At 73.3% G+C, this 25117-nt stretch carries 26 protein-coding genes; 14 read left to right on the forward strand and 12 right to left on the reverse strand.

Annotated elements, in window-relative coordinates; genetic code table 11:
- Positions 1 to 175: 175 nt before the first annotated feature.
- Both hutI and ABWI04_RS13340 read left to right on the forward strand, forming a co-directional pair.
- Entirely contained in the window at positions 176 to 1390 is a 1215-nt protein-coding gene (gene hutI / locus ABWI04_RS13335; protein ID WP_067631854.1) for an imidazolonepropionase, read from the forward strand.
- 35 nt (positions 1391 to 1425) lie between these two features.
- Entirely contained in the window at positions 1426 to 2271 is an 846-nt protein-coding gene (locus tag ABWI04_RS13340) for a DegV family protein (protein WP_353832575.1), read from the forward strand.
- A 25-nt stretch (positions 2272 to 2296) separates the two neighbouring features.
- On the opposite strand, the gene ABWI04_RS13345 is transcribed toward ABWI04_RS13340, so the two are convergent.
- Positions 2297 to 3046 (reverse strand): helix-turn-helix domain-containing protein, encoded by a 750-nt coding sequence (locus ABWI04_RS13345; protein ID WP_353832576.1) that lies wholly within the window; start codon positions 3044 to 3046, stop codon positions 2297 to 2299.
- A gap of 68 nt (positions 3047 to 3114) precedes the next feature.
- On the opposite strand from ABWI04_RS13345, the gene ABWI04_RS13350 reads away from it, so the two are divergent.
- From ABWI04_RS13350 to holA, 4 genes are all read left to right on the forward strand, one after another.
- A complete protein-coding gene (locus ABWI04_RS13350) occupies positions 3115 to 4425 on the forward strand; it encodes an MFS transporter (protein ID WP_353832577.1) in 1311 nt (436 codons plus the stop codon).
- 67 nt (positions 4426 to 4492) lie between these two features.
- A complete protein-coding gene (locus ABWI04_RS13355) occupies positions 4493 to 5206 on the forward strand; it encodes a ComEA family DNA-binding protein (RefSeq protein ID WP_353832578.1) in 714 nt (237 codons plus the stop codon).
- The gene (locus ABWI04_RS13360) at positions 5203 to 7791 is read left to right on the forward strand and encodes a ComEC/Rec2 family competence protein (RefSeq protein WP_353832579.1); all 2589 of its coding nucleotides are present in this window, start codon (positions 5203 to 5205) and stop codon (positions 7789 to 7791) included. Before ABWI04_RS13355 ends, ABWI04_RS13360 begins: the two co-directional genes overlap by 4 nt.
- A 68-nt stretch (positions 7792 to 7859) precedes the next feature.
- Positions 7860 to 8813: a DNA polymerase III subunit delta gene (gene holA / locus ABWI04_RS13365; protein WP_353832580.1), complete on the forward strand. Its 954-nt coding sequence runs from the start codon at positions 7860 to 7862 to the stop codon at positions 8811 to 8813.
- A gap of 185 nt (positions 8814 to 8998) precedes the next feature.
- Here the strand turns inward: holA and ABWI04_RS13370 are convergent, their stop codons facing one another.
- On the reverse strand, positions 8999 to 9403 hold the full coding sequence (locus tag ABWI04_RS13370; RefSeq protein ID WP_353832581.1) for a nuclear transport factor 2 family protein: 405 nt from the start codon (positions 9401 to 9403) through the stop codon (positions 8999 to 9001).
- Positions 9404 to 9459: 56 nt separating this feature from the next.
- Here ABWI04_RS13370 and ABWI04_RS13375 point away from each other — a divergent pair, with 56 nt between their 5' ends.
- Entirely contained in the window at positions 9460 to 10029 is a 570-nt protein-coding gene (locus ABWI04_RS13375; protein WP_345174376.1) for a TetR/AcrR family transcriptional regulator, read from the forward strand.
- Between the two features lie 19 nt (positions 10030 to 10048).
- Here ABWI04_RS13375 and ABWI04_RS13380 read toward each other — a convergent pair whose 3' ends face one another.
- Complete coding sequence (locus ABWI04_RS13380; protein WP_345174377.1) at positions 10049 to 10477, reverse strand: SRPBCC family protein; 429 nt, start codon at positions 10475 to 10477, stop codon at positions 10049 to 10051.
- Positions 10417 to 11337 carry a LysR family transcriptional regulator gene (locus ABWI04_RS13385; RefSeq protein ID WP_353832582.1) on the reverse strand — a complete coding sequence of 307 codons (921 nt, stop codon included), beginning with the start codon at positions 11335 to 11337 and terminating at the stop codon, positions 10417 to 10419. The genes ABWI04_RS13380 and ABWI04_RS13385 overlap by 61 nt, the downstream gene beginning before the upstream one ends.
- 69 nt (positions 11338 to 11406) lie before the next feature.
- Between ABWI04_RS13385 and ABWI04_RS13390 the strand changes: the two genes are divergently transcribed.
- Positions 11407 to 11934, forward strand: a complete 528-nt coding sequence (locus tag ABWI04_RS13390) for a hypothetical protein (protein WP_345174381.1) — start codon at positions 11407 to 11409, stop codon at positions 11932 to 11934.
- Here ABWI04_RS13390 and ABWI04_RS13395 read toward each other — a convergent pair.
- The gene (locus tag ABWI04_RS13395; protein WP_502913129.1) at positions 11876 to 12418 is read right to left on the reverse strand and encodes an RNA 2'-phosphotransferase; all 543 of its coding nucleotides are present in this window, start codon (positions 12416 to 12418) and stop codon (positions 11876 to 11878) included. The two genes, ABWI04_RS13390 and ABWI04_RS13395, sit on opposite strands and share 59 nt — an antisense overlap.
- 41 nt (positions 12419 to 12459) lie before the next feature.
- Positions 12460 to 12729 (reverse strand): 30S ribosomal protein S20, encoded by a 270-nt coding sequence (rpsT, locus tag ABWI04_RS13400; protein WP_141577350.1) that lies wholly within the window; start codon positions 12727 to 12729, stop codon positions 12460 to 12462.
- Between the two features lie 242 nt (positions 12730 to 12971).
- On the opposite strand from rpsT, the gene lepA reads away from it, so the two are divergent.
- Positions 12972 to 14813: a translation elongation factor 4 gene (gene lepA, locus ABWI04_RS13405; protein WP_345174386.1), complete on the forward strand. Its 1842-nt coding sequence runs from the start codon at positions 12972 to 12974 to the stop codon at positions 14811 to 14813.
- A 3-nt stretch (positions 14814 to 14816) separates the two neighbouring features.
- Here the strand turns inward: lepA and ABWI04_RS13410 are convergent, their stop codons facing one another.
- The 3 genes from ABWI04_RS13410 to ABWI04_RS13420 form a co-directional block, all read right to left on the reverse strand.
- Positions 14817 to 15350, reverse strand: coding sequence for a DUF4870 domain-containing protein (locus ABWI04_RS13410; protein WP_353832583.1), 534 nt, complete (start codon positions 15348 to 15350; stop codon positions 14817 to 14819).
- A gap of 158 nt (positions 15351 to 15508) precedes the next feature.
- Positions 15509 to 16879, reverse strand: a complete 1371-nt coding sequence (locus ABWI04_RS13415) for a hypothetical protein (protein WP_353832584.1) — start codon at positions 16877 to 16879, stop codon at positions 15509 to 15511.
- Between the two features lie 125 nt (positions 16880 to 17004).
- Positions 17005 to 17889, reverse strand: coding sequence for a hypothetical protein (locus tag ABWI04_RS13420; RefSeq protein ID WP_345174392.1), 885 nt, complete (start codon positions 17887 to 17889; stop codon positions 17005 to 17007).
- Positions 17890 to 18059: 170 nt separating this feature from the next.
- Between ABWI04_RS13420 and ABWI04_RS13425 the strand changes: the two genes are divergently transcribed.
- Entirely contained in the window at positions 18060 to 18500 is a 441-nt protein-coding gene (locus tag ABWI04_RS13425) for an antitoxin YezG family protein (RefSeq protein WP_353832585.1), read from the forward strand.
- A gap of 43 nt (positions 18501 to 18543) precedes the next feature.
- Complete coding sequence (hemW, locus tag ABWI04_RS13430; RefSeq protein WP_353832586.1) at positions 18544 to 19752, forward strand: radical SAM family heme chaperone HemW; 1209 nt, start codon at positions 18544 to 18546, stop codon at positions 19750 to 19752.
- Positions 19753 to 19772: 20 nt separating this feature from the next.
- Here the strand turns inward: hemW and ABWI04_RS13435 are convergent, their stop codons facing one another.
- Entirely contained in the window at positions 19773 to 20585 is an 813-nt protein-coding gene (locus tag ABWI04_RS13435; RefSeq protein ID WP_353832587.1) for a DUF3097 domain-containing protein, read from the reverse strand.
- A 204-nt stretch (positions 20586 to 20789) separates the two neighbouring features.
- On the opposite strand from ABWI04_RS13435, the gene hrcA reads away from it, so the two are divergent.
- The 3 genes from hrcA to ABWI04_RS13450 all read left to right on the forward strand — a co-directional run bounded on the left by hrcA (position 20790) and on the right by ABWI04_RS13450 (position 23772).
- Positions 20790 to 21800 carry a heat-inducible transcriptional repressor HrcA gene (hrcA, locus tag ABWI04_RS13440; protein WP_345174401.1) on the forward strand — a complete coding sequence of 337 codons (1011 nt, stop codon included), beginning with the start codon at positions 20790 to 20792 and terminating at the stop codon, positions 21798 to 21800.
- Entirely contained in the window at positions 21801 to 22934 is a 1134-nt protein-coding gene (gene dnaJ / locus ABWI04_RS13445; protein ID WP_353832588.1) for a molecular chaperone DnaJ, read from the forward strand.
- Between the two features lie 106 nt (positions 22935 to 23040).
- Positions 23041 to 23772 carry a 16S rRNA (uracil(1498)-N(3))-methyltransferase gene (locus tag ABWI04_RS13450; RefSeq protein WP_353832589.1) on the forward strand — a complete coding sequence of 244 codons (732 nt, stop codon included), beginning with the start codon at positions 23041 to 23043 and terminating at the stop codon, positions 23770 to 23772.
- A 15-nt stretch (positions 23773 to 23787) separates the two neighbouring features.
- Here ABWI04_RS13450 and ABWI04_RS13455 read toward each other — a convergent pair whose 3' ends face one another.
- A complete protein-coding gene (locus ABWI04_RS13455) occupies positions 23788 to 24468 on the reverse strand; it encodes a hypothetical protein (protein ID WP_353832590.1) in 681 nt (226 codons plus the stop codon).
- Positions 24465 to 25052 (reverse strand): SigE family RNA polymerase sigma factor, encoded by a 588-nt coding sequence (locus ABWI04_RS13460; RefSeq protein WP_052357332.1) that lies wholly within the window; start codon positions 25050 to 25052, stop codon positions 24465 to 24467. The genes ABWI04_RS13455 and ABWI04_RS13460 overlap by 4 nt, the downstream gene beginning before the upstream one ends.
- Positions 25053 to 25117: the final 65 nt, after the last annotated feature.

Consider the following 25117-nt stretch of genomic DNA (forward strand, 5'->3'; position numbering starts at 1 on the left):
CCCGACCCTCCACAGGTGGAGCCGCCGGCACCCAGTCGGCGTTTCGGATCGAGAGCAGGTGGCCCAACCATGGCAGGTCCGAACGCTCGAACGAGGGACCGCGGCCCGCACCGTCGCCCCACGGCATCCTGCACCGCGCTCACGTGCGCATGGCCCCATCCAGGTCGGTGACCCTATGACGGTACGGCTGTTGACGAACATCGGCAGGCTCTGGACGGGCACCGACGTCTGCAGCAACGCCGCGGTGCTCATCCACGACGACCGCATCGTCTGGGCCGGGCCCGCCTCCGACCTCCCGCAGAGCGTCCCCGGCATCATCGACGACATCGTCGACGTCGACCACGTCGAGAACCTCGGCGGCGGCCTCGTCACGCCCGGCCTCATCGACGCCCACTCCCACCCCGTCTACGCGGGCAACCGGTGGGCCGAGCTCGCCATGCGCACCAGCGGCTCGTCCCACTCGGCCATCACCGCGGCGGGCGGCGGCGTCAACTCCACCGTGACCGTCACCCGGGGAACCGACCCCTGGACGCTCTGCAACGGCGTCCGCGAACGGCTCCGCCAGTGGATCCTCGCCGGCACCACCACCGTCGAGGCCAAGACCGGCTACCACCTCACCCGCGACGGCGAGCTCGCCGACATCCGGATGCTGCGGTCGCTGGAGGGCGAGCCCTCCATGCCCCGCATCCACGCCACGTTCCTCGCCGCGCACATCCTGCCGCCCGAGTTCTTCGGACGCCGCCGCGACTACATCGAGGCCGTCCGCCTCTGGGCCGGCGACGCCGCCGTCGCCGGCGCCGACTCGATCGACGTCTACTGCGACGAGGGCCACTTCACCGCCGAGGAGGCCCGCGCCCTCCTGCTCACCGGCAAGCGCGCCGGCCTCAAGGCCCGCATGCACGCCTGCGCCAACGAGCGCATCGGCGCCGCCCAGGTCGCCGCCGAGGTCGGCTGCGCCTCCGCCGACCTGCTCACCCAGGCCAACGACGACGACATCAAGGCCCTCGCCCACGCCGGCGTCACCGCCACCGTCTGCCCCGGCAGCTCCCTCAACAGCAGCCGCGCCCCCGCGCCCGTCCGGCAGATGCTCGACCGCGGCGTCACCGTCGCCCTCGGCACCGACCACAACCCCGGCCAGTGCGGCATCACCTCCATGCCCCTCGTCATCGGGCTGTCGGTCGCGATGTTCGGGCTCAGCGTGACCGAGGCGCTGCGCGCCGCCACCCTCGGCGGCGCCGCCGCGCTGCGCGTCGGCGACCGCGGCTCCCTCGCCCCGGGCATGCTCGCCGACATCGTCCTGTGGGACGCCGACCACGAGGGCGCCTTCGCCTGGGCGTTCGGGCTCCGCGCCCTGCGCATCTGGCGCGGCGGCGTCCCCGTCCAGCCCTGACGGAGGAGGCGGGGGCGGCGGGTAGTGTCGCCGGCATGGGCAGCGCGGTCGCGGTCGTCACCGATTCCACCGCCTACCTTCCCCCCGGGCTCGCCGAACGGCACGGGCTGACCGTCGTCCCCCTGCAGATCGCCGTCGGCGGCGCCACCCGGGACGAAGGCGACATCAGCACCGCCGAGGCCGCCCTGGCGCTGAAGGAATGGCACCCCGTCACCACGTCCCGTCCCGCGCCCCGGCGGTTCGCCGACGCCTACGAGGCGGCGGCCGCCTCGGGCGCGCACGTGGTGGTGTCCGTGCACCTGGCCTCCGCCTTGTCGGGGACGGTCGAGGCGGCGCGGCTCGCCGCCGAGGACGCCCCCGTGCCCGTGCGGGTCGTCGACAGCGGGACCATCGGCATGGGCCTCGGATTCGCCGCGCTCTCCGCGGCGGCCGCCGCGATGGCGGGCGGGTCCGCCGCCGACGCCGTGTCCGCCGCCGTCCGGCGGGCCGGGCTCACCCGCTCCCTCATCTACGTCGACACCCTGGAGCACCTGCGGCGGGGCGGCCGGATCGGCGCCGCCGCCTCCCTGTGGGGCTCCGCGCTGATGGTGAAGCCGCTCCTGGAGATCACCGGCGGGCGCATCGCGCCGCTGGAGAAGGTCCGCACGTCCTCGCGGGCGCTCGCCCGGCTGGAGGAGCTGGCCGTGGCCGAGGCCGGAGCCCGGCGCGTCGACCTCGGCGTCCAGCACCTCTCTGCCGCCGCCCGCGCCGAGACCCTCGCCGCCCGGCTGCGCGAACGCGTCCCGCACGTCCAGGACGTCTACGTCGGCGAGGTCGGCCCCGTCATCGGCGCCCACGTCGGCCCCGGCATGCTGGGCGTCGTCATCGCCCCCCAGCTCTGACCCCCGGGCGCCCGGGAGGAGGGCCTCAGGGGCGCAGGAGGCGGCGCAGGACGGTCGGCGGGTGACCGGTCTCCGCTCTGACCGTCCGGGTGAGATGCGCGTGGTCGGCGAAGCCGAGATCGGCGGCGAGGCCGGACAGGTCCCGTTCGCCCTGCTCCAGGCGGTCCAGGGCGAGCCCCACCCGGATCCTGTTCCGGTAACGAGTGACGGACATGCCGGTCTCGCGGCGGAACGTCCGGCTCAGGTGGGAGGGGGAGACCTCCAGGAGCCGTGCCAGGGAGACGAGCCCGGCCGCCTCCTGATGGCCGCTCGCCATGGCCTCGCGTGCCTCGTCGACCAGGGCGCGGCGCTTCCCGCCCTGCTCGTCCACGGCGAGGTGGGCGAGCAGGCCCATCAGCCGCTCGGCCGTCTCGAAGGCCACGTCGGGGCCGGAGCGCAGGAGGAGGCGATGGGCGACGTCCGCCCGCGCGCTGACCCTGACCGTCCCGGACGGGCACCGCCACAGGGCGGGGGAGAGCATGATCGACGTGCACACGTCGCCGCCCGCGGGATGCGCGAACCGGCCCTCCTCACCGACGGTCTGGGCATAGCCCATGGTGCGGTCGACGACGGCGCGTCCGTGGCGCGACCGCATGCGGAACCGCCCCGACCGCACCAGGACGATCTGATCCCCGGTGAACGGCTCGGGCTCCGACCATCCGGGCTGGTGCCCCGTGCAGCGCACCGCGTGGACAGAGAAGTCTTCCGTCTCCGCCACGGTGGTCGATTCGCGCATGCCCGTCATCGTACGCAGGGGCAAACATCTTCAAGCGCCGCCGGAAGGCCGCCCAGCACACTCGCGGAATGGTCGGACGATGGCTTCTAGCGGTGCTGCTCACGGGGCAGGCGATGGTGTCGATGGACGGCTCCATCGTGGCGGTGGCGATGCCGGACATCGCGGAAGGTCTGCACGCGTCCGGCTCTCTGCTGCAACTCGTCACGGGCGGCTACATCTTCGCCTTGGCCGTCCTCGTGGTCACGGGCGCGCGGCTGGGCGACAGCTACGGCCACCGCTCGATGTTCTTCCTCGGGCTGTTCGGCTTCACGGTCGCATCGTTGGCGTGCGGGCTGGCGCCGACCGGTGCCGTCCTTGTCGCCGCGAGGATCTGCCAGGGTGCAGCGGCCGCGCTCCTGCTTCCGCAGGTTCTCTCTTTGATCCAGCTGTCCTTCAAGGGGGCGGCCAGGGCACGTGCACTCGGCCTGTACTCGATGGTCCTGGCGTTGGGGGTCGCCTTGGGCCAGGTGGCGGGAGGCGTCATCGTGACCCTCGGCGGCAGTTGGCGGCCCATCTTCCTGGTCAATGTCCCTGTGGGGGCCGCGCTCCTCGCCATCGGACCACGTCTGATGCCGCCGGAACACAGGAAGCCCGTCCGCCTGGACCTGCCCGGCGTGGTCCTCCTCTCCTGCGGCATGGGCGCGCTCGTCGTGCCCCTGGTTCTCGGAAGGGAACAGCACTGGCCGCTGTGGACGTGGCCGTCCATAGCGACGGGATGCGTTGTGCTCGCCATCTTCTGCGTCCATGAGATGAGAACGGCGTCGCCGCTTCTGGACCTCTCAGTGTTGCGCAGACCGTTCATCAAGCCCGGCCTGTTCGCCTCCTGCGCGGTGATGGGCGCCTACACCGGCTTCCTCTTCACGCTCGCGCTCTACCTGCAGAACGTGCTCGGCTTCTCGCCGCTCCACGCCGGGCTCACCTTCCTCCCGTACACGGCGGGCTTCGCGACGGCGGGCCTGGGGTGGACGCGCCTGCCCCTCTCTCTGCGAGGGGACCTGCCGACATGGGGTCTGCTCACGTTCGCCGCGGCCGCTTCGGCACTGGCCCTCCTGACCCGGGACGGCTGGCCGGTGCTCCTGGCGGTGCCCCTCCTGTACGCCGCCGGGGCCGGTCACGCCGCCGCCTTCAGCCCTCTGGTCGACCGGATCACCGGGGCCGCGGGACCGGCGCAGGCCTCGTCCGTCTCCGCCCTGACGAACACGGGCGCGCTGCTGTCGAACGTCCTCGCGATCGCCGTCTTCGGTGGCGTCTACCTCGCGACGCCTGGCACGCTGACCCGCGTCGCGGCCCTCCTGGCGGCGCTACTCGTCCTCGCGGCCGCGGCGTCCCGGCGCCGCTGACCCAGGGTTATCCACACTTTCCGAACCCCGCGCACCCGCCCGGCCGGCCTCCTTAACGTCAGGCTCCATGAGACCTGACATCGAAGACCGCCTGCACGCACTCACGGGCCGGTGGAAGCCGCTCGCCGCCTCGGCCGACGCGCCGCCGGCCGCCCGGTTACGCGCGACGCCCGACCGCTCCCACGTCCGCACGCTCGTCCTCGTCGGCGTGCTCGCCGCCCTGGTGGCCGTCGGATATCTCTGGCTCGCCCGGCCGCGCCCCCAGCCGGCGGCCCCCGCGGCGACCGCCTCCCTCGTCGAACCGCGTCCCACCCTGTCGGCCGCCCCGGCATCCTCGGCGTCCTCCCCGGTGGTCGTCCACGTCCTCGGCAAGGTCGAGCACCCGGGCGTGATCACCCTGCCGTCCGGTTCCCGGGTCGCCGAAGCCATCAAGGCCGCGGGCGGGGTCCGTCCGGGCGCGAAGACGGGCGCCCTCAACCTGGCCCGCCCCCTGGTGGACGGCGAGCAGATCCCCGTCGGCGTCCGCGCGCCGTCCCCGCCCCCACCGCCGCCCGGCGGCGCGGCCCCGCCCGCTCCGGGCGCGCCCGGAGCCCCTCTCGATCTCAACGCGGCCACCCCCGGCCAACTGGACGACCTTCCCGGCGTCGGGCCCGTCCTCGCCCAGCGCATCGTCGCCTACCGCACCCAGCACGGCGGCTTCCGCTCCGTCGAGCAACTCCAGGACGTCAGCGGCATCGGCGCCCACCGGTTCGCCGACCTGAAGGCGATGGTCCGGGTTTGACCCACGACCTCCGCCTCCTGGCCCCGGCGCTCGCCACCTGGCTCGCCGCCGCCGCGACCATAGGGCTGCCCGGGCCCCTCATCTACGGCCTGGCGGCGACCGCCGCCGCCGCGTCCCTCTATCTCCTGACCACCCACCGCCCACCCGCAAGCACCTCACCGCCCAAGGAGCAAGCACCTCTTCCCCGAAACGCAGACACCCCGGAACACCCAGTTGACTCTCACGAACTCACCCCCACGCATCCCCCGAACGGCGACCCCACATTGCAGACGAGTGCCGACAACTCCCGCCACCCGCAGCAGAGCCCCGCCCGACCCAAGAACGGCAACCAGCGCGACCGCTCCTTCGCTGCGTCCCGCCTTGGCGGCGATGTCGCGCGGGGTGTGGGCGGCGGCCGGTTCGAGCGCTCCCTCAGACGACTCGTTCCGATCGCGCGGCGGGCGGAAGGCGGCGGTGCGGGGTCGGGGAACGGGTGGCGGCTGCTCGCCGGGGCGGCCCTGGCCTGCGCCGCGGCGTCGGCCTGCGGGGTGGCGCTGCGGACGACGGCCGTCGGGACGGGCCCCGCGCGAGAGCTGGCCCGTGCGGGACGGTTCGCGACGGCCGAGGCCGTGGTGACCGGGGACCCGCGGGCCAGGCCCGGGAACGGGCGACCAGTGATCATCATCCGCGCGCGGGCGGAGGCCGTGGAGCGAACCGGGGTCCGCGTCCCGGTGCTGCTGATCGCCTCGGATCCGCGCTGGCAGCGCCTGATCCCCAGCCAGCGCGTCCGGCTCCGCGGCCGCTTCGTGCCGCCGAGGGGCCCCGGCCTGCTCGCCGCGGTCGTGATCGTGCGCGGGCCGCCGGCCGTCCTCGGGCCGCCGTCGGCGATCCAGCGCGCCGCCGAGCACGTGCGGGCGAGGCTGCGAGCGGCCGTGGCCCGGCTCCCGCCCGACAGGCGCGCGGTCCTTCCGGCGATGGTCGTCGGCGACACCTCGCGCCTCGACCCGGAACTCGCGGAGGAGTTCCGCATCGCCGGGCTCACCCACCTCCTCGTGGTCTCCGGCGCGAACCTGGCGATCGTCATCGGGGCGGTCCTCGGGCTGTGCCGCCTCGCCGGGCTCGGCCGGCGCCGGGCCCCACCCGTCGCCGTCCTCGCCGTGTGCGCGTTCGTGGTCGTCGCCCGTCCCGAGCCGAGCGTCCTCCGGGCGACCGTCATGGGCCTGATCAGCCTTCTGGCGCTGCTCACCGGACGGCAGCGCCAGGGCCTGCCCGCCCTGGCGGCGGCGGTGCTGCTCCTCGTCCTCATCGACCCGGAACTGGCGCGCTCCTACGGGTTCGCGCTGTCGGCCCTCGCGACGGCCGGCCTGCTCGTCCTGGCCCCGCCCTGGCACGAGCGGCTCGCCCGCCGGATGCCGGGCCCGCTCGCGGCCGCCCTCGCCGTCGCGGCCGCCGCCCAGGCGGCCGTCGCGCCCGTCCTGGTGATGCTGTCCGGGGAGATCGGCGTCGTCTCCGTGTTCGCCAACCTGCTCGCGGCCCCGGCCGTCGCCCCCGCCACCCTCCTGGGCGCCCTCGCCGCGGTCACCGCCCCCTTCTCCCCGCCGCTCGCCCGCGTGATCGTGTGGCCCGCCGGCCTGGCCGTGGGCTGGATCATCTGGGTCGCGCGAACCGCCGCGTCGCTGCCCTACGCGACCATGCCGTGGACGAGCGGCGCCCTGGGCGCCACCACGCTCCTCCTGGGCGCGGGGGCGGCGGCCCTGGCCCTGCGCAGCCGCCGTCTCCGCCTCCTCGCGGCCGCGGCCATGACCGGGGTCCTCATCGGAGTCGTCGCCCTGCGCGTCATCGCCCCGTCATGGCCGCCGCCCGGCTGGCAGATGGTCGCCTGCGACGTCGGCCAGGGCGATGCCCTGGCGCTGTCGGCCGGGCCGGGTCAGGCCGTCGTCGTGGACGCGGGCCCCGACCCCGCCCCGGTGGACCGCTGCCTTCGCCGCCTCGGCGTGACCGACGTACCGCTCATGGTCCTGACCCACCCGCACGCCGACCACATCAACGGCGTCTCCGGCGTCCGCCACGGCCGCGCCGTCCGCGAGGTGCTGATCACGCCCCGCACCTCGGGCCGCGAGGCGCGCCGCACGTCCGGCCTCCGCGTCGACCCCGCCGAGACCGGCCGGCAGTGGCGCGTCGGAGACCTCACCCTCTCCGTCCTGGCCCCGCTGACCACCGGCCCCGCCCTGTCACCCGGGGACGACGGCACCACGATCAACAACGCGAGCGTGGTCCTCGTCGCCCGTAAACCGGGCTTCAGCGCTCTCCTGGCCGGCGATGTGGAACTGGAAGCCCAGCGCGCCCTGGAAGCGAGTGTCCCCCGCGTCCAGGTGCTGAAGGTCCCGCACCACGGCTCGCGCAGCCAGGACCCGGCCTTCCTGGCCGCCGCCCAAGCCTCCATCGCCTTGATCTCGGTCGGAGCCCGCAACGACTACGGCCACCCGTCCGGCGCCACCCTCGCCCTCCTGGGCCGCCTCCACACCCAGATCCACCGCACCGACAGGGAAGGAGACATAGCCATAGCCCGCGCCCGGTCCGGTCTCGTCACCGTCCCCCGCCACTGACCCAGGCGTCGGGGGAGGGATCCTCGTGGTCGGCCGCGGGGGTGGGTGGGGCGTGGCATGCTGCAAGGGTGTCGGTTGAGTCCATCATTCTGGTCGTCGGTGATGAAGAGCTGCTCGTGGATCGGGCGGTCGGAGACGTCGTCGCGTCGGTGCGGGCGGGGGATCCGGAGACCGAGGTCATCGACCTGGCTCCGGGAGGGCTGGAGCCCGGACGCATCGCCGAGCTGACGTCGCCGTCGCTGTTCGGCAGCGGGAAGGTCCTCGTGCTGCGTTCGGCGCAGGATCTGGGCAAGGACCTGACGGCCGAGGTGCTGAGATACGCCAAGACACCGGCGGAGGACGTCGTGCTCGTCGCCGTCCACCCCGGCGGCGCCAAGGGCAAGGCCCTGGTGGACGGGCTGACCAAGCTCAAGGCGCGCAAGATCTCGTGCCCGAAGGTCACCAAGGCCGGGGAGCGGGTCGACTTCGTCCGGGGCGAGATCCGCAAGGCGGGCGGGAAGATCTCGGCGGACGGCGCGCGGGGGCTGATCGAGGCCGTCGGCAACGACCTGCGCGAGCTGGCCGCGGCCTGCAGCCAGCTCGTCGCCGACACCGGCGGAAAGATCGACGATGCGGCCATCGCCCGCTACTACCGCGGGCGCGCCGAGGTCAGCGGCTTCACCGTGGCGGACAAGGCGATCGAGGGACAGCTCGCCGAGGCCCTCGAGCAGCTCCGCTGGGCGCTGGCGACCGGTGTGGCGCCCGTCCTGATCGTCAGCGCGCTCGCCCAGGGCGTGCGCGGACTGGCCAAGGTCGGCGGCGCTCCGCGCGGCGCGCGGGGAGCGGCCCTGGCCAAGGACCTGGGCATGCCGCCGTGGAAGATCGATCGGGTGCAGAAGCAGCTGCGCGGCTGGTCGGGAGACGGGGTCGCGCGGGCGCTGACCGCCGTCGCCGAGGCCGACGCGGAGGTCAAGGGCGGCGCCGCCGACCCCGCCTACGCCCTGGAGAAGACCGTCGCCCGAATAGTCGCCGCCCGCGGCTGACCCGCCGACGGAAAGCCGACCGCGCCGACAGCGCGAACCGGCCCCCGCCAGCTCGAACGAAAGCTCCAGCGCGAGGCGCGCGACATCCGAGGTAGCGACCGAAACACGGACCGGCGAATCGTAGGACAGCGGTTGTGGTCGGGCGTTCATGTGGGGTGTGGGGGCGGGTTTGTGTTGTGGGGCGGTTAGGTGAGGGCCTGGATGATGGCGAGGGTGTTCTGGTACTCGCGCCAGCGGGCCACTTTGCCGTCGCGGGCTGTGAGGACGGCGATGAAGGCGGCCGTGGACTGCTTGGCCGTCTTGGTGTTCGTGCCGGTCAGCTCGTACTCCACCACGATCGTGTTCGGGTCGTGGGTGTCGTGGACGGCGAGGGTGCGGCAGGCGTCGAACCGGACGGGGAACGCGGCCCGCTGCGGCTCGGCGAAGTCCAGGAACCGCTGCCTGCCCTCGAATCTGGTCGGGTGGCCGGGCGGAGCGAAGGGGGTCTCGATGACGGCGTCGTCGGTGAGGAGGTCGCCGATGTGGGAGGCCGGGTGGTCGAGCCAACGCTGCTGCATCTGGCCGAAGAGTTCGCGTGGTGCGGTCGGCATGGAGCCCTCCTAAGATGAGTGATGACTCATAAAATGAAGATAATGAGTCGGGACTCATGTTGTCCAGGGAGGGGCGGCTGATGCGCGCGGACGCGCGGCGCAACCGGGAGCGGATCCTGGAGGCGGCGGAGGAGGTGTTCGCCGCCGCCGGCCCGGACGCGTCGACGGAGGAGGTGGCGCGGCGGGCGGGCGTGGCGATCGGTACCGTCTTCCGGCACTTCCCGACGAAGGGCGACCTGCTGCGGGCCCTGATGAAACGGCTGTTGCAGCAGGTCACGGACGACGCGGCGGAACTCGTCGCCGACGGGGATCCCGAAGGCGCGCTGTTCGAGTTCTTCGCGCGGCTCGTGGAGCGGACCGCCGCGAACCGGGCCGTCGTCAGCCTGCTGGCGGCGGAGGGGACGGAAGTGCCGATCACCGGGCCGCTTGGATCGCTGAGTGACGCGGTAGGAGAGCTGCTGGCGCGCGGGCAGGAGTCGGGCGCGATCGCTGCGGAGATCCGGCTCGACGAGGTGATGGCGTTGCTGGTCAGCGCCTGTCAGGGCGCACTGCACGGAGGCTGGGACGCCGACCTGCGCCGGCGGACGCTGAGCATCATGTTCACCGGCCTCCGCCCGTCCGCCTGACGGCGCCAGGGCCGTCCTTCTAGGGGGTGGGGCCTTGTTCGGCCTTGGTCTTCAGGCCCTCGGCCTCCATCGCCACGTAGCGGCGGAAGAGGCGGCCGGCCAGGAGGGCGAAGAGGGGGGCCAGCGGGCCCTTCTGGTCGAGGGTGAGGCGGACGGTCGACCTGCCGCCGGGGGCGGGGGCGACCTCGTGGCCGCCGGTCGTGGTGATGCCCGCGGAGCGGGACTCCCAGGTGAAGGTCCTGTTCTCGTCGAAGGCGGTGACGGTCCAGACGGTCGCGGGGAGTCTCGGCTGGTGGACGCGGGCGCGGCTGCCGAGGGTGAAGGGTTCGTCGAGGAGTTCCACGCGGTCCATCGAGGCGGTCATGCCGGGCCAGCGTTCGACGTCCTTCAGGAGGTTCCAGACGGTCTCGGGCGGGGCGTCGATGTCGACGGAGGTCTCGAAGTGCACGGAGCGCTCCTCAGCGATGTGCGGACGGCGGCCAGGAGTCCGGTGACGAGGGGGTCGTCGGCCCTGTCCGGCAGGTGGAGAGCGTAGTAGGGGACGGCGGGCAGGTCGATGATCTCGCGCGCCGTCAGGCCCGGGGGAGGGGGGACGCAGCCGTTGACGACGGCGAGTCCGACGCCGAGGGACGCGAAGTGCAGCATCAGGGGCCAGCCCGCGGCCTCGACGGCCAGGGACCAGGGCACCTCGGCGGCGCGCAGGGCGCGTTCGAGGGTGATGCGGTGCGGGCCCTCGGGAGGCGGGACGACGAGGGACGCGCCGGCGAGGTCGGCGAGGGTGAGGTGTGGCCTCGCGGCGAGGGGGTGGCCGTCCGGCATGACGAGGGTCTGGGGGTAGGACGCCAGCGGGACGGCGGCGACGTCGGCGGGCAGCACGTCGAGCACGGCGACGCCGAGGTCGGCGCGGCCGGTGCGGACGGCGGCGAGGGTGCGGGCGCGGCCGCCGTTGATCAGACGGATGCCGGGGCGGACGGCGCCGCCGAGGAGGTAGAGGTAGGCGCCCTCCCCGGCGGCCAGCGCCGGGACACGGGTGGGGGACGTGCCGTGGACGTCCGCGAGGAACGCCGTCATGCGGGCGTCGAGGTCGCGGGCGAAGCGGGCGACCTGCTCCCCGGTGGGGGTGAGGGCCAGGCGGCGCCCGTGCCGGGTGTAGAGGGGACGGCCCAGCGTGTCGCCGAGCCTTCGCACCTTGACGTGCAGGGCGGGCTGGGAGATGTGGAGCTCTTCGGCGGCGCGGGTGAAGTTGAGGTGGTCGGCGAAGACCGCGAACGAGGCGAGCGCGTCCGTGGAGAGGCGGCTCAAGTCCATAGGCAGGGACTATAGCCGCGGAGATGATCGATAGTTCTGTTCTAGGGTGCGCGGGCCGAAGGTTGGGGCATGAACAGCGAACCGCGGCTCGGCGTCGATTTCGGCCGGGTCATCCATGGCGGCCTTCGGGCCCCCGGTGAGGACGACACCGTCTTTCTCGACGGGAGTTTCGAGGAGGCCCTCGCGTCCCCTGCCACCGACGGCGTCTACGAGGTGCTGCCCGGCCTGGTCGAGGCGTTCGGGGGACGGGCGTGGATCATCTCCAAGTGCGGCGACCGGATCCGGGAGAGGACGCTGGCCTGGCTCGACCACCACGACTTCTACGGGCGGACGGGCCTGCCGCGGAGCAACGTGCGGTTCTGCCGGAAGCGGCAGGACAAGGCGCGGCACTGCGCGGAACTCGGGATCACCCACATGATCGACGACCGGCTGGACGTGCACCGCGCCATCCGCGAGATCGTCCCGTACCGGTACCTGTTCGGGCCGAAGGAAGGGCCCGACTGGGTGCGGCACGTCCCCGACTGGGCCGCCGCCGAGGTCATTCGCTCAGATATTCCGGCGGGACCGCGTCGACCAGCCACACCCCGTTCGCGCTGACGCGGAACTCGTGACCGTCGGCCGCCATGCGGCCGGCCTGGACGGTCAGCACGACGGGGGCGCCGCGCCGGGCGCCGACGCGCCGGGCCGTTTCGAGGTCGGGCGACAGGTGGACGGCGTGCCGCCCCATGGGCAGCAGGCCCTCCCGCAGGATGGGGTCGACGGAACGACGCACGGTGCCGTGGTACAGCAGTTCCGGCGGGGGCGTCACCGGCAGGTTCAGCGAGACGGGGACCGAGTGGCCCTGGACGGCCCGGATCCGGTCGCCGGCGAGCTCGTAGCGCTGCTTGTCGTTGACCGCCACCACGTGGTCGAGTTCCGCGCGGGTGAGCGCGAACCCGTGGGCGGCGGCGGCCGAGAGCAGGTCGGCGACGTCCGCCCATCCCTCGGGATCGAGCGTGAGGCCGATCCGCTCGGGGCGGTGCCGCAGGTGCTTGGCGAGATACTTGGAGATCTTGACCGCGCGGCGCTCGTCCATGGACATGCGTCGGGGCCGGCGCGCGGCCGGCCCCGGGCGTGCGGCTCTTACTTGGCCTGCAGGGCGGCGGCCTGCCGGGCGATCGCCGACTTGCGGTTGGCAGCCTGGTTCTTGTGGATGACGCCCTTGCTGACGGCCTTGTCCAGCTTGCGCGCGGCGAACCGCTGCGCGGCGACGGCGTCGTCCACGTTGCCGGCCTCGGCGGCCTCGCGGAACTTGCGGATCGCCGTCTTCAGCTCGGACTTGACGGCCTTGTTGCGCAGGCGGGCCTTCTCGTTCTGCTTGTTGCGCTTGATCTGGGACTTGATGTTAGCCACGTCGTAGAGCCTCAGCTTGGTCGCGATCCTGGGCCTGCGCGTATCGGCAGGCGCTGACGAAAATGTCTGAACGGGGGCGGGACGGTGCCCCCGGGGCACGACGCTACGCCACACGCAGTCGCACAGCTTACCAATCACCGGGGCCGGTCCCAAACCGGACCGTGCACGGAGCATCGGGCGGGACATGGGACTATGGGAGGCACAGATCCCTGTCCACCTGTGAGCATTGCGAACGGACCCCGGTGCCAGCGCCCCAGCCTGACAAGACCGATCCCGCGATCATCCGCAACTTCTGCATCATCGCGCACATCGACCATGGCAAGTCGACCCTCGCGGACCGGATGCTGCAGCTGACCGGAGTGGTCGAGGAGCGCCAGATGCGCGCCCAGTACCTCGACCGCATGGACATCGAGCGCGAGCGCGGCATCACGATCAAGAGCCAGGCGGTCCGGCTGCCCTGGACGGCCGGCGGCGTCGACCACGTCCTCAACCTGATCGACACCCCGGGCCACGTCGACTTCTCCTACGAGGTGTCGCGGTCGCTCGCGGCGTGCGAGGGCGCGGTCCTGCTGGTGGACGCGGCGCAGGGCATCGAGGCGCAGACGCTCGCCAACCTGTACCTGGCGCTCGAGGCCGACCTGCACCTGATCCCCGTCCTCAACAAGATCGACCTCCCGGCGGCGCAGCCGGAGAAGTACGCCGAGGAGCTGGCCGGGATCATCGGCTGCGACCCCGCGGACGTGCTGCGCGTGTCCGGCAAGACGGGCGAGGGCGTCCGCGAGCTGCTCGACAAGATCGTCGAGGAGGTGCCGGCGCCCGTCGGGGACTCCGACGGCCCCGCCCGGGCGCTGATCTTCGACTCGGTCTACGACACCTACCGGGGCGTCGTCACCTATGTCCGGATCATGGACGGGCACCTGTCGCGGCGCGAGAAGAGCCTGATGATGTCGACCGGGGCCGCGCACGAGACCCTGGAGGTCGGCGTGATCTCCCCGGAGCCCAAGCCCGTGCAGGGCCTCGGCGTCGGCGAGGTCGGCTACCTGATCACCGGGGTGAAGGACGTCCGGCAGGCGCGCGTCGGCGACACCGTGACCGGCGCGTCCCGGCAGGCCGCCCAGGCGCTCGGCGGCTACCGCGACCCGAAGCCGATGGTGTTCTCCGGCCTGTACCCGGTGGACGGCGACCAGTACCCCGAGCTGCGCGACGCGCTCGACAAGCTGCGGCTGAACGACGCCGCGCTGGTCTACGAGCCCGAGACGTCCGCGGCGCTCGGGTTCGGGTTCCGCTGCGGCTTCCTCGGGCTGCTGCACATGGAGATCGTCCGGGAGCGGCTGGAGCGCGAGTTCGACCTGTCGCTGATCTCGACCGCGCCGAACGTGGTGTACCGGGTCGTGATGGAGGACGGGACGGAGCACGTCGTCACCAACCCCAGCGAGTTCCCCGAGGGCAAGATCGGCACGGTGTACGAGCCGGTGGTGAAGGCGACGGTGCTGTCCCCGTCCGACCACATCGGCGCGATCATGGAGCTGTGCCAGGGACGCCGCGGCGTGCTGCTCGGCATGGACTACCTGTCGGAGGACCGCGTCGAGATCCGCTACACGCTCCCGCTCGCCGAGATCATCTTCGACTTCTTCGACCAGCTGAAGTCGAAGACGCGCGGGTACGCCTCGCTCGACTACGAGCCCAGCGGCGAGCAGGAGTCCGACCTGGTGAAGGTCGACATCCTGCTGCAGGGCGAGTCGGTGGACGCCTTCAGCCAGATCGTGCACAAGGACAAGTCCCGCGAGTACGGCCTGATGATGACGGCCAAGCTCAAGGAGCTGATCCCGCGGCAGCAGTACGAGGTGCCGATCCAGGCCGCGGTCGGGGCACGTATCATCGCCCGCGAGAACATCCGCGCCATCCGCAAGGACGTCCTCGCCAAGTGCTACGGCGGCGACATCTCCCGCAAGCGCAAGCTGCTGGAGAAGCAGAAGGAGGGCAAGAAGCGGATGAAGACCATCGGGCGGGTGGACGTCCCGCAGGAGGCCTTCGTCGCCGCCCTCTCGACCGGGGGCGGCGACGCCGACAAGGGCAAGAAGTAGCCGCTACTTCAGCAGGGGCCAGGCCACCGGGGCCGGGACGCGCCGGAACTCGCCGCGGTTGGCGGCCCTGCCCGCGTACACCAGGAAGACCATCTCCACGGCCGTGAAGAGCAGCGGCACCCAGATGAGGAAGTCGGCGACCAGCGACAGCAGGCCGAAGACGAACCACACGGCGATGGCCGCGATGCCCATGTTGAGGCCCTGCGCGGCGTGCCTGCGCACGAACGGCGAGCGGGCCTTGCCGAGGTAGACGACGGCCGGGGCGATCACGCCGACGAGGAACTGGCCCACGTACGCCATCAGCGACCACGTCCTCTCGTCGTCGGTGACGGGTCCGAAGTCGCCGGGCATCTGGGCGGTGTTGCTCCCGCCCTGGAAATCGTTCCCGCCCTGAGGCGGCTGCTGCTGCCAGCCCATGCCGCCCTGGGGTTGCTGCGGCTGCTGCCAGGCGTTTCCGGGCTGCTGCCAGGGGGCCTGCTGCTGCTGCCACTGGGGCTGCTGTCCCTGGCCGGGCGACGGGGGGTGCCCGTAGGCCATGGCGGACGTCCTCTCCGGTTCGCTATGAGAGCTATTGGCGAAGTGTATGACTCCTTGGACGTGCGTGAAGTTCGCCCAGGTTCCCGCGAACGGGCGGGCCGTGGCCGATTCGTGCCACGGGCCCGCCCGGGGGACGTCCGGGGACGCCCGGTGCGGTGTCAGGGACGCCAGAGGACGGCGGACGGGGCCGCCTGCGTGAGCGTGACCGAGCCCTTCCACGCGACCGACGAGGGCTGCGGCAGGAACGAGCCGTCCAGGAAGAACCCGCGGTTGATGGACGTCACGGTGGCCGGCGCGCCGTTGTCCCCGGTTCCGGTGGGACGGCGGAGGGCCTCGATGCTCGCGAGGTCGGAGACCGCGGTCCCCTCCGGCAGCTCGACGGTGGTGGCGACGGCGCCGTCACGGTCGATCGACCAGGTCGGCTCGTCGTGGTCGGAGCGGTAGAGCCGGGACGGGTCGGCCTTCAGGCGCACCCCGAGCGCGACGCCCGGGACCGCCCCCGGCCCGGTCGCGGCGCCCGTCGTCTTGGCGAACTCCACGAACAGGTACGTCCGCTGGTCGCCGACCTCGCGCGTCGCCGGATCGGACGGGTTCTCGATCTTCTTTTCGCGGACCATCTCCTGCGCGGCGATCCGGTAGGTCCACGGCTCGCGGTCCATGACGGCCTCGCGGGCCCGGCCGTCCGGGCGCGTGCCGCCGGCGTCGAGCAGGAAGCGCAGCGGCGGGTCCGGCGAGATCACGTCGCACATGTTGTTGTTCTGGGTGCAGGTCTGCAGGACGGGATGGTCGCCTTCGTAGCGGCCCGTGAACTTCAGGGTCAGGTGCATCGGCGCCTGGTAGACGGCGGTGCCGTCCACGCGCCGGCCGGACGCGTCGACCTCGACCCGGTAGATCCACTCGATGTCGGTCGTCCGGCCCCAGCGGGCCATCAGCGCGGGCGTGTCGGTGCCGCCGTCCTCGTTGCTCCACACCACCGAGTACTCGATGATCTTGTGGCCGGGGACGGCGGCGGGACGGGTCTCGTGCCACGCGAGAAGGGGGGTGTCGGTGGTCGCGTTCTGGTAGGGGTCGCCGAACGGCCAGCCGGTCCGCCCGACGACGACGGGCGCGTGGCGCAGGGCGAGCGCCTCCGCCTCCGGCATGCCGACCGCGGGCCGCCGGAGGGTGACGCGCCGTGCGGCGGGCGCGCTGCCCTTGGCGAACCGCAGTGTCACCTTGTGGCGCCCCTTCCCGACGTGCCCGAGCCCGAGGCTGCGGGGGACCGGGTCGGACGAGGGGACGACGAGGTCGGTCACATGGCGCCCGTCGACGGCGATCGACACGACGGCCGACTCGGCGCCCCGGTGAGCCCAGGAGACGCCGGGGGCGGACGCGGTGAAGGAGATCACCGCCTCCCCGTCCCGGCGGGCGGTGAACGGCAGCGACCGGGCGGGGCCGCCGCGGTGGACGTTGATCGTGCCGGGCGGTCCGGCGGCGTGGGCGGGGGCGGTGAGGGCGAGGGGAGCGCCGGCGAGGGCTGCGCCGGTCACGGCGAGCACTGCATGGCGCGCGCGGCTTCTCATGATCGGGGAACCTAGGCGGCCGCGGTTGCGTTCGGGTGACGGCGAGGTCCCCCGTGGGTGACGGCTCCGTGTGCGCCGGCGAGTCGCGCGGGTCAGGAACCGGCCCACAGCGGCGACAGCCCCGCGGGCACCCCCAGGGACACGCCGGTGAACCGCTCCGCCTCGTCCGCCCCGTCGGGCGCGTGGAGGGTGAGCCCGCAGGCCGCCAGGTGGACCGAGCGGCCGCGCCGGGCGATCTCGTGGCCGAGCTCCCGCAGCAGCGCGACGACGTCGCCGGCGGGCTCGTCGAGCAGGTCGACGCCGTCGAGCCGGAACCGCATCTCGGGGTTGCCGCTCCAGCCGGACGTCCGCGTCCCGCAGATCTGCGCGAGCCGCTCGACGCCGTCGTCGCCCCGCCCGGTGGACAGCGCCAGCGTCCCGCGCCCCACCCGGACGCTGCGGTGCCCGGCCCACCCGCACAAGAACGACGACTTCGGCGGGAGGGTGCCGCACCGCTCGGCGATCGCGGCGAGGGTCGTCCAGGCGTCCGCGGCGCGGGTGGAGAACAGCAGGCTCGCGTCCGGCAGCAGCGCCCCGCGCCCCGGCTCCAGCGTGACCACGAACGGCGGCACGCGGCCGGGGAACCGCGCCGGATCGGCCTCCCGGAGGGTGACGATGCCCTCCCACTCGACGGGCTCGGCCACCGCGAACCAGGTCACCGCGGCCTCGGCGCCGAACTCGCGGAACGTCGCGTCGGTCAGCCGCTCGGCGACCGCCTCCCGCAGGCCGTCGGCCGTCTCGGCGAGCCGGCGGCGCCACCACGCCGGTTCCGGGTCGGAGCGGCCGCGCGGGGACCAGCGCGTCCCCGCGCCGGCGAAGTCCGAGCGCCGCTCGGCGCCCGCGTCGTCCACCAGCACCCAGTGCCAGCCGTCCGGCTCGCCGCGCAGCAGCACCCGGGCGGGAACGCGTCCCCGGCCGGTCGCACCCTCATTTCGCATCCCGACGACCTTATCCGTATTCGTTGCGGCTCCTCAGGCGGTCGGCGACGCAAGTCGCGCCGGTCGGCCGCGACACGGCGGCGGCTGCTTGGCATGGGCGCCGATGGCGGTACGGTCGGACGGGTACGGCGCCTTGATCAACCGAACCCGGCCGACCTCGCGGAGGCAGCGTGACCCACCCCGACCAGGTTCTGCGTTCCGAGAAGGAGCGGGAGACGGTGAACGGCGCCGTGCGCGCGCTGCGTTCGGCCGCCCCCGCGGGCTGGCAGCGGCTCGACTTCGAGTTCCGCGCGACGGTCGGCATCGACAGCGCCTCCTTCGAGGTCGAGGGCCCGGGCGGCGGGCGCCGCACGGCCCTGCCCCCGGGCCAGGCCGTCGGGAAGATGGACGAGCTGCGCCGCGTCATGTACCGGGCCGACAAGGGCGCCTGGTTCACCGCGCGCCTCCAGGTCGAGCGCTCCGGCCACTTCAGCGCCGAGTTCGACTACGACGGCGAGCCCGACTTCACCCCGCCGCTGGCCCCGTCCGCGTACGTCCAGGACCTCGACCGCTTCCCCCGCGCGGCCGAGCACGTCCCCGACTGGCTCCGCGACAAGCTCGGGGACGCCTGACCGCCCGGTCGAAGCAGGCGGCGGAGCGGGGCAGACTGGACAGGTGCCCTCGACGCTCCCTGACGGAGATCCCGTGCCGGCCGACGGTGCGCTGCCCGGCGCTGCCCTGGACGGCCTCGGAAAGCGCCCGTTCGCCTTCTACGTGCACGTGCCCTTCTGCGTGACCCGGTGCGGGTACTGCGACTTCAACACCTACACGGCGACGGAGCTCGGCCCAGGGGCGAGCCGCGACTCCTACGCCGACACCGCGATCCGCGAGGTCCGCATGGCCCGGCGAGTGCTCGGCGACGTGGACCTTCCCGTGGAGACCGTCTTCGTGGGCGGCGGCACGCCGACCCTTCTCCCGCCGGACGACCTGGGCCGCGTCCTTTCCGCCATCGACGCCGAGTTCGGGCTCGCCCCGGGCGCGGAGGTCACCACCGAGGCCAATCCGGAGTCGGTGGACGAGGCGTACGTCGCCGGACTCCGCGAAGCCGGCTTCACGCGCGTCTCCTACGGCATGCAGAGCGCGCGCGAGCACGTCCTGGCCGTCCTGGAACGCGCGCACACGCCCGGACGCGTCCCGCAGGTCGTCGAGTGGACGCGCAAGGCGGGTTTCGAGCACATCAACCTCGACCTCATCTACGGGACGCCAGGGGAGACCGACGACGACTGGAGGGGCTCCCTGGAGGCGGCCCTGGCGGCGGAGCCCGACCACGTGTCCGCCTACGCGCTCATCGTCGAGGAGGGCACCCGCCTGGCGGCGCAGGTGCGGCGCGGCGAACTGACCGCCCCCGACGACGACGCCATGGCCGACCGCTACCTGATCGCCGACGAGCTGCTCAGCGGCAACGGCCTGCACTGGTACGAGATCTCCAACTGGGCCGCCGACCCGCGCGCCGCATGCCGGCACAACATGCTCTACTGGACGGGCGCCGACTGGTGGGGCGTCGGCCCGGGCGCCCACAGCCACGTCGGCGGCACCCGCTGGTGGAACGTCAAGCACCCCGCCGCCTACGCCGCCCGCCTCGCCGAGGGCACCACGCCCGCCCACGCCAGGGAGATCCTCACCGACGAGGACCGGCACATCGAACGCGTCATGCTCGAACTGCGCCTCGCCCAGGGCTGCCCCGCCCACCTCCTGGACGACGGCGCCGCCCGCAGAGCGATAGCCGACGGCCTGGTCGAGCCCGCCCCCTACGAGCAGGGCCGAGCCGTCCTCACCCTCAAGGGCCGCCTTCTGGCCGACGCCGTGGTCCGGGCCCTCACCTGACCTCCTCCAGGGGCCCTGGGCTAGGCGGTCACGAAGTCGATGAGTTCCTCCACGCGGCCGAGGAGGGCGGGCTCCAGGTCGGTGTAGGCGTTCACGGAGCCGAGGATGCGTTTCCAGGCGGCGCCCGTGTCGTCGCCCCAGCCGAGTTCGGCGATCACGCCCTCCTTCCAGGGGACGCCGCGGGGGATGCGGGGCCAGGCGCGGATGCCGACGGACGCGGGCTTGACGGCCTCCCAGATGTCGATGAAGGGGTGGCCGGTCACGAGGACGTGCGGCGAGGTGACCCGGGCGGCGATCCGCGACTCCTTGGACCCGTCCACGAGGTGGTCGACCAGGACGCCGAGGCGCCGTCCCTCCTCGGGTGCGAACTCCTCGACGATGGCGGGCAGGTCGTCCACGCCTTCGAGGTACTCGACGACGACGCCCTCGACGCGCAGGTCGTGGCCCCAGATCTTCTCGACCAGCTCGGCGTCGTGGAGGCCCTCCACGTAGATGCGGCTCTCCTTGGCGACCTGCGCCCGCAGGCCCTGGACGGCGATCGACCCGGAGGCCGACCGCGCCGGGCCCGCGGGCGCGGCGGAGGGCCGGACGAGGGTGACCGGTTTCCCGTCGATGAGGAACCCGGACCTGGTCAGCGGGAAGACCCGGCGCTTGCCGAACCGGTCCTCCAGGGTGACGCCGAACTTGTCGCAGCCGACCACGGCGCCGCAGAATCCGCTGTCGGGATCCTCGGCGACCAGGCCGGGCTCGGCGGGGACCTCCGGGATCTGGCCTTTGCGGGGCCGCCGCCAGTCGCCGCCCAGCACGTCGTTTCCGTAGTTCTTACTCCGCACAGATCCGCACATTAACCGGGCGGGACGCCCGTGCGGCGCCGCCCCGCGTTCTTCGGCGTGGCGGCGGTTTCCGGGCCGGATAGGATCACGCAGCCATGCGGAGAGTGCGGGGGCGCTCCAGTCGAGCCGTCCGGGCCGTAGACTTGGCACTCGAAAGCAAGGAGTGCCAGTGGCACGGACCGGCCGGACGAAGGAGGTGACATCGTGCTGGACGACCGGAAACTAGCGGTCCTGCGCGCCATCGTCGAGGACTACGTCTCCACCAACGAGCCGGTGGGATCCAAGGCGCTGGCCGACCGGCACAACCTCGGGGTGTCGCCCGCGACCATCCGCAACGACATGGCGGTGCTGGAGGAGCAGGGCTACATCGCCCAGCCCCACACCAGCGCCGGGCGCGTCCCCACCGACAAGGGCTACCGGCTGTTCGTCGACCGGCTGTCCACGATCAAGCCGCTGTCGGTCGCCGAGCGCCGCGCGATCGAGACGTTCCTGTCGGGGGCCTACGACCTCGACGACGTCGTCGGCCGGACGGTGCGGCTGCTCGCGCAGCTGACCCGGCAGGTCGCGGTGGTGCAGTACCCGTCGCTGACCCGCTCGGCGGTCCGGCACGTGGAGCTGGTCCCGGTGGCGGAGGGGCGGCTGCTGCTCGTCCTGATCACCAACACCGGCCGGGTCGAGCAGCGGGTCATCGAGACCGGGCAGATCTCCGAGGAATCGATCGGCCACCTGCGGGCGTTGCTCAACACGTGCCTGGACGGGCTCGGTTTCGGCGAGGTCCCGGCGGCCGTGGCGGACCTGCCCGACAAGGTGGGCCCGGACGAGCGGCCGGTGGCGGCGGCGGTCCTGTCGGTCCTGCTGGAGACGCTCGTCGAGAAGCACGAGGAGAAGATCGTTTTCGCCGGGGCGGCCAACCTCGCCGCCGTGGACTTCTCGCAGAGCCTGCGGGAGGTGCTGGTGGCGCTGGAGGAGCAGGTGGTCCTCATGCGGCTGCTCGGCGAGACCGGCGACTCCTCTACAGTTACGGTGCGGATCGGCACCGAGAACCCCGACCTGGGGCTCAAGTCGACCTCGGTCGTCGCCGCCGACTACGGGGTGGGCGACCTCACTCTGGCCCGGCTGGGAGTGCTCGGGCCGACACGCATGGATTACCCCAGCACGATGGGAGCGGTACGGGCAGTGGCACGCTACGTGGGACAGATCCTGGCGGGGTCGTAAGTGGCGAACGACTACTACGCGACCCTGGGCGTCCGGCGGGACGCCAGCGCCGACGAGGTCAAGAAGGCCTACCGCCGGCTCGCGCGGGAACTCCACCCGGACGTCAACCCGGATCCGGAGACCCAGGAGCGGTTCAAGGAGATCACCCAGGCCTACGAGGTGCTCTCCGACCCCAAGAAGCGCGAGATGTACGACCTCGGCGCGGACCCGTTCGCGTCCGCGGGCGGGGCCGGGGCCGGCGGGTTCGGCGGCGCCGGGTTCCCGTTCAGCGACATCATGGACGCCTTCTTCGGCACCGCGACCTCGCGGGGCCCGCGGTCGCGCGCGCGGCGCGGCCGCAACGCGACGCTGCGGGTCGAGCTCGACCTCGCCGAGACCGCGTTCGGCACCACCCGCGAGCTGTCCATCGACACGGCGGTCGCCTGCACGACCTGCGAGGGGTCGGGCTGCGCGCCCGGCACCCACCCGGAGACGTGCGAGACGTGCCACGGCCGCGGCGAGGTGCAGCAGGTCCAGCGCTCGTTCCTCGGCCAGGTCATGACGGCCCGGCCGTGCCCGGCGTGCGGCGGCTTCGGCTCGGTGATCCGCAACCCGTGCACCGAGTGCTCCGGCGACGGCCGGGTCCGCACCCGGCGCACCGTCAAGGTCAAGATCCCGGCCGGCGTGGAGAACGGCATCCACATCCAGCTCGCCGGCGAGGGCGAGATCGGCCCGGGCGGCGGCCCGCCCGGCGACCTGTTCCTGGAGATCGTGGAGAAGCCGCACCCGATCTACGAGCGGGAGGGCGACGACCTGCACTGCACGGTCGAGATCCCGATGACGGCGGCGGCGCTCGGGACCAGCGTCACGATCGAGACGCTGGACGCCGCCGAGAGCGTCGACATCAAGCCCGGAACGCAGTCGGGCCAGGTCATCACGCTCTACAACCGTGGCGTCCGGCACCTCAACGAGAGCGGCCGCGGCGATCTGATGATCCACGTCAACGTGGAGACGCCGAACAGGCTCGACGAGGAGCAGGAGGAGCTGCTGCGGCGGCTCGCGGTGCTGCGCGGCGAGGAGCGCCCGCCCGGCAGGTTCGCCCCCGGGCAGCGCGGCGTGTTCTCCCGTCTCAAGGACGTCTTCAACCAGCACTGAAGCGCGGTGGCGGCGGCCTACGAGGAAGGCCGCCGCGGCGATTGAGGAGCAGGGTGGCAGCGATGAGCGACGCCCGCCGGAGCCCCGGTTCTCCCGGACGGCTCGGATGAGCCCGCCGGTCTTTCTCGCCGGAACCGCCGAGCTGGAACGCGACCGCGTCCTGCTCGACGGGCCCGAGGGCCGGCACGCGGCGGCCGTGCGGCGGCTGCGGCCGGGGGAGCGGGTCGACCTGACCGACGGCGAGGGCCTGCTGGCCGAATGCGTCGTCACCGCGGCCGACCGGGCGTCCCTCACGCTGGACGTGCTGGCCCGGCACCGGGAGCCCCCGCCCGCGCCCCGCCTCGTGGTCGTCCAGGCCCTCCCGAAGGGCGACCGGGGCGAGCTCGCGGTCGAGACCATGACCGAGGTCGGCGTCGACGAGATCGTCCCGTGGTCGGCGTCCCGGTGCGTCACCCGCTGGCGCCCGGAGCGGCGCGACAAGGCCCTCGGACGCTGGCGCGCGACCGCCCGCGAGGCCGGCAAGCAGGCGCGGCGCGGCCGCCTGCCCGAGGTGGCGGAGCTGGAGTCCACCGAGGACGTCGCCGAGCGGATCGCCGGCGCGTCCCTCGCCCTGGTCCTGCACGAGGAGGCCGAGGCGCCGCTGAGCGCCGTGGAGCCGCCCGAGCGGGGCGACATCGTCCTCGTGGTCGGCCCCGAGGGCGGGATCAGCGAGGACGAGCTGGAGCGCTTCGCCGCGGCGGGCGGGCGTCCGGCTCGGCTCGGCCCGACCGTCCTGCGCACCTCGACCGCGGGAGTCGCGGCGGCCAGCGTGCTGCTGGCCGCCACCGGCCGCTGGTAGCGCCGGCGGGCGCCGTCACGGGGTGGTGGCGGGGTTCTGCTCGGTCGTCACCGCGGGCTCGCTCGTCTCGGACGGCGTCGGCTGCTCGGTGGGCTTGCTCGGCGGCGGGGGCGTCGTGGACGTGGGCGGGGCCGGCGTAGTGGGGGGCGCCTGCGTCGGGGTCTCGCTCGGGCACGGCGTGGTCGCCGGCGTCGGCGTGGCGGTCGAGCCGGCCGAGGCGCCCGGCGAGGGGATGCGGCACGACGACAGCCCCGGCGAGGAACTGGTGCTCGGCGTCTGCGGGGTGCTCGGCTCTCCCGACGTGCTGGCGCCCGGCGAGGACGGGACGGGGAACTCGGGGTCGATCCCCGGGCCGGTGCGGTCCCCGGCGGTGTCGTCGCCCCCGTCGCCGGACGGGCTGTTGCTGCCGACCGACTGCTGGATCATGTCGATCGTCTGCGGCGCCGTCACGCCCAGCGCGGCGATCAGCACGGCCGCGGCCACGGCGAGGAGGGGGCGCGCCCAGTTCACGGTGAACCGGTCGAACCCGAAGCGCGCCGGGCCGAACCGTCCGAGGCCGGTCCGGCGGCGCCGGCCGTCGGCGATACGGGCCTGGATGCGCTCCAGGCCGTCGCCCGCGGGGTTGACCGAGTCCGCCTCCGCGTGCAGGGCGCGGCGGAGGATCTCGCCGTGCTCGTCGTGGGGGTCGGTGGTCATGAGAACTGCTCCAGGACGTTGCGTAGCGCGGTCATGCCGCGCGCCGTATGACTCTTCACGGCGCCGCGGGAGATGCCCATCGCGTTGGCGATCTCCGCTTCGGACAGATCGGCGTAGTAGCGAAGGACGAGCGCCTCCCGCTGGCGGGCGGGGAGCCGGGAGAGCGCGTCGATCACCGCCGAGCGCTCCAGCTCTCCGATGGCGCCGGCTTCCGCGCTCGGCGCGTCGGGCAGGCCCTTGGGGGCGTACTTCTCGACGACGGCGCGGTGCCGGAGCACCGATCGCGACCGGTTGACCACCGACTGGCGCAGGTACGACAGGGCCTTGTCCGGGTCGCGCAGCCGGCGCCAGCCGCCGTGCATCGCGACGAACGCGTCCTGCACGACCTCCTCGGCCGTCCCCGCGTCCCGGACGAGCATGGCCGCCAGGCGCACCAGCGAACGGTAGTTGGCGCTGTAGAGGGCGGTCACCGCCTGATCGGCGTCCCAGGCGACGGCCACCGCGCCCGCCGTGCCCCTGGCCACGAGGGTCTCGGTCACGTCAGTGGGACGCGCACCCTCGTCGCTCGGTTTACGAAAGGGCATGTCCTGGTTTGCCTCGGTCACCTATCCGCCGCCTTTGCCGGCCCCCCGCCGTCCATTCGGACGGG

Source organism: Actinomadura sp. NPDC000929, from assembly GCF_040492065.1.
In the GTDB taxonomy this organism is placed as follows: Bacteria; Actinomycetota; Actinomycetes; order Streptosporangiales; family Streptosporangiaceae; genus Spirillospora; species Spirillospora verrucosospora.

Coding starts and splice junctions, on each gene's coding strand:
- ABWI04_RS13410 (WP_353832583.1), bottom strand. CDS start 15,350: ATGGCCTACGGGCACCCCCCGTCGCCCGGCCAGGGACAGCAGCCCCAG.
- ABWI04_RS13395 (WP_502913129.1), bottom strand. CDS start 12,418: ATGTCCATGGACGAGCGCCGCGCGGTCAAGATCTCCAAGTATCTCGCC.
- ABWI04_RS13450 (WP_353832589.1), top strand. CDS start 23,041: ATGAGCCCGCCGGTCTTTCTCGCCGGAACCGCCGAGCTGGAACGCGAC.
- ABWI04_RS13370 (WP_353832581.1), bottom strand. CDS start 9,403: ATGCCGACCGCACCACGCGAACTCTTCGGCCAGATGCAGCAGCGTTGG.
- ABWI04_RS13350 (WP_353832577.1), top strand. CDS start 3,115: ATGGTCGGACGATGGCTTCTAGCGGTGCTGCTCACGGGGCAGGCGATG.
- hutI (WP_067631854.1), top strand. CDS start 176: ATGACGGTACGGCTGTTGACGAACATCGGCAGGCTCTGGACGGGCACC.
- ABWI04_RS13420 (WP_345174392.1), bottom strand. CDS start 17,889: ATGCGAAATGAGGGTGCGACCGGCCGGGGACGCGTTCCCGCCCGGGTG.
- ABWI04_RS13355 (WP_353832578.1), top strand. CDS start 4,493: ATGAGACCTGACATCGAAGACCGCCTGCACGCACTCACGGGCCGGTGG.
- ABWI04_RS13385 (WP_353832582.1), bottom strand. CDS start 11,337: ATGGACTTGAGCCGCCTCTCCACGGACGCGCTCGCCTCGTTCGCGGTC.
- ABWI04_RS13340 (WP_353832575.1), top strand. CDS start 1,426: ATGGGCAGCGCGGTCGCGGTCGTCACCGATTCCACCGCCTACCTTCCC.
- ABWI04_RS13375 (WP_345174376.1), top strand. CDS start 9,460: ATGTTGTCCAGGGAGGGGCGGCTGATGCGCGCGGACGCGCGGCGCAAC.
- ABWI04_RS13345 (WP_353832576.1), bottom strand. CDS start 3,046: ATGCGCGAATCGACCACCGTGGCGGAGACGGAAGACTTCTCTGTCCAC.
- ABWI04_RS13455 (WP_353832590.1), bottom strand. CDS start 24,468: ATGACCACCGACCCCCACGACGAGCACGGCGAGATCCTCCGCCGCGCC.
- ABWI04_RS13390 (WP_345174381.1), top strand. CDS start 11,407: ATGAACAGCGAACCGCGGCTCGGCGTCGATTTCGGCCGGGTCATCCAT.
- ABWI04_RS13460 (WP_052357332.1), bottom strand. CDS start 25,052: ATGCCCTTTCGTAAACCGAGCGACGAGGGTGCGCGTCCCACTGACGTG.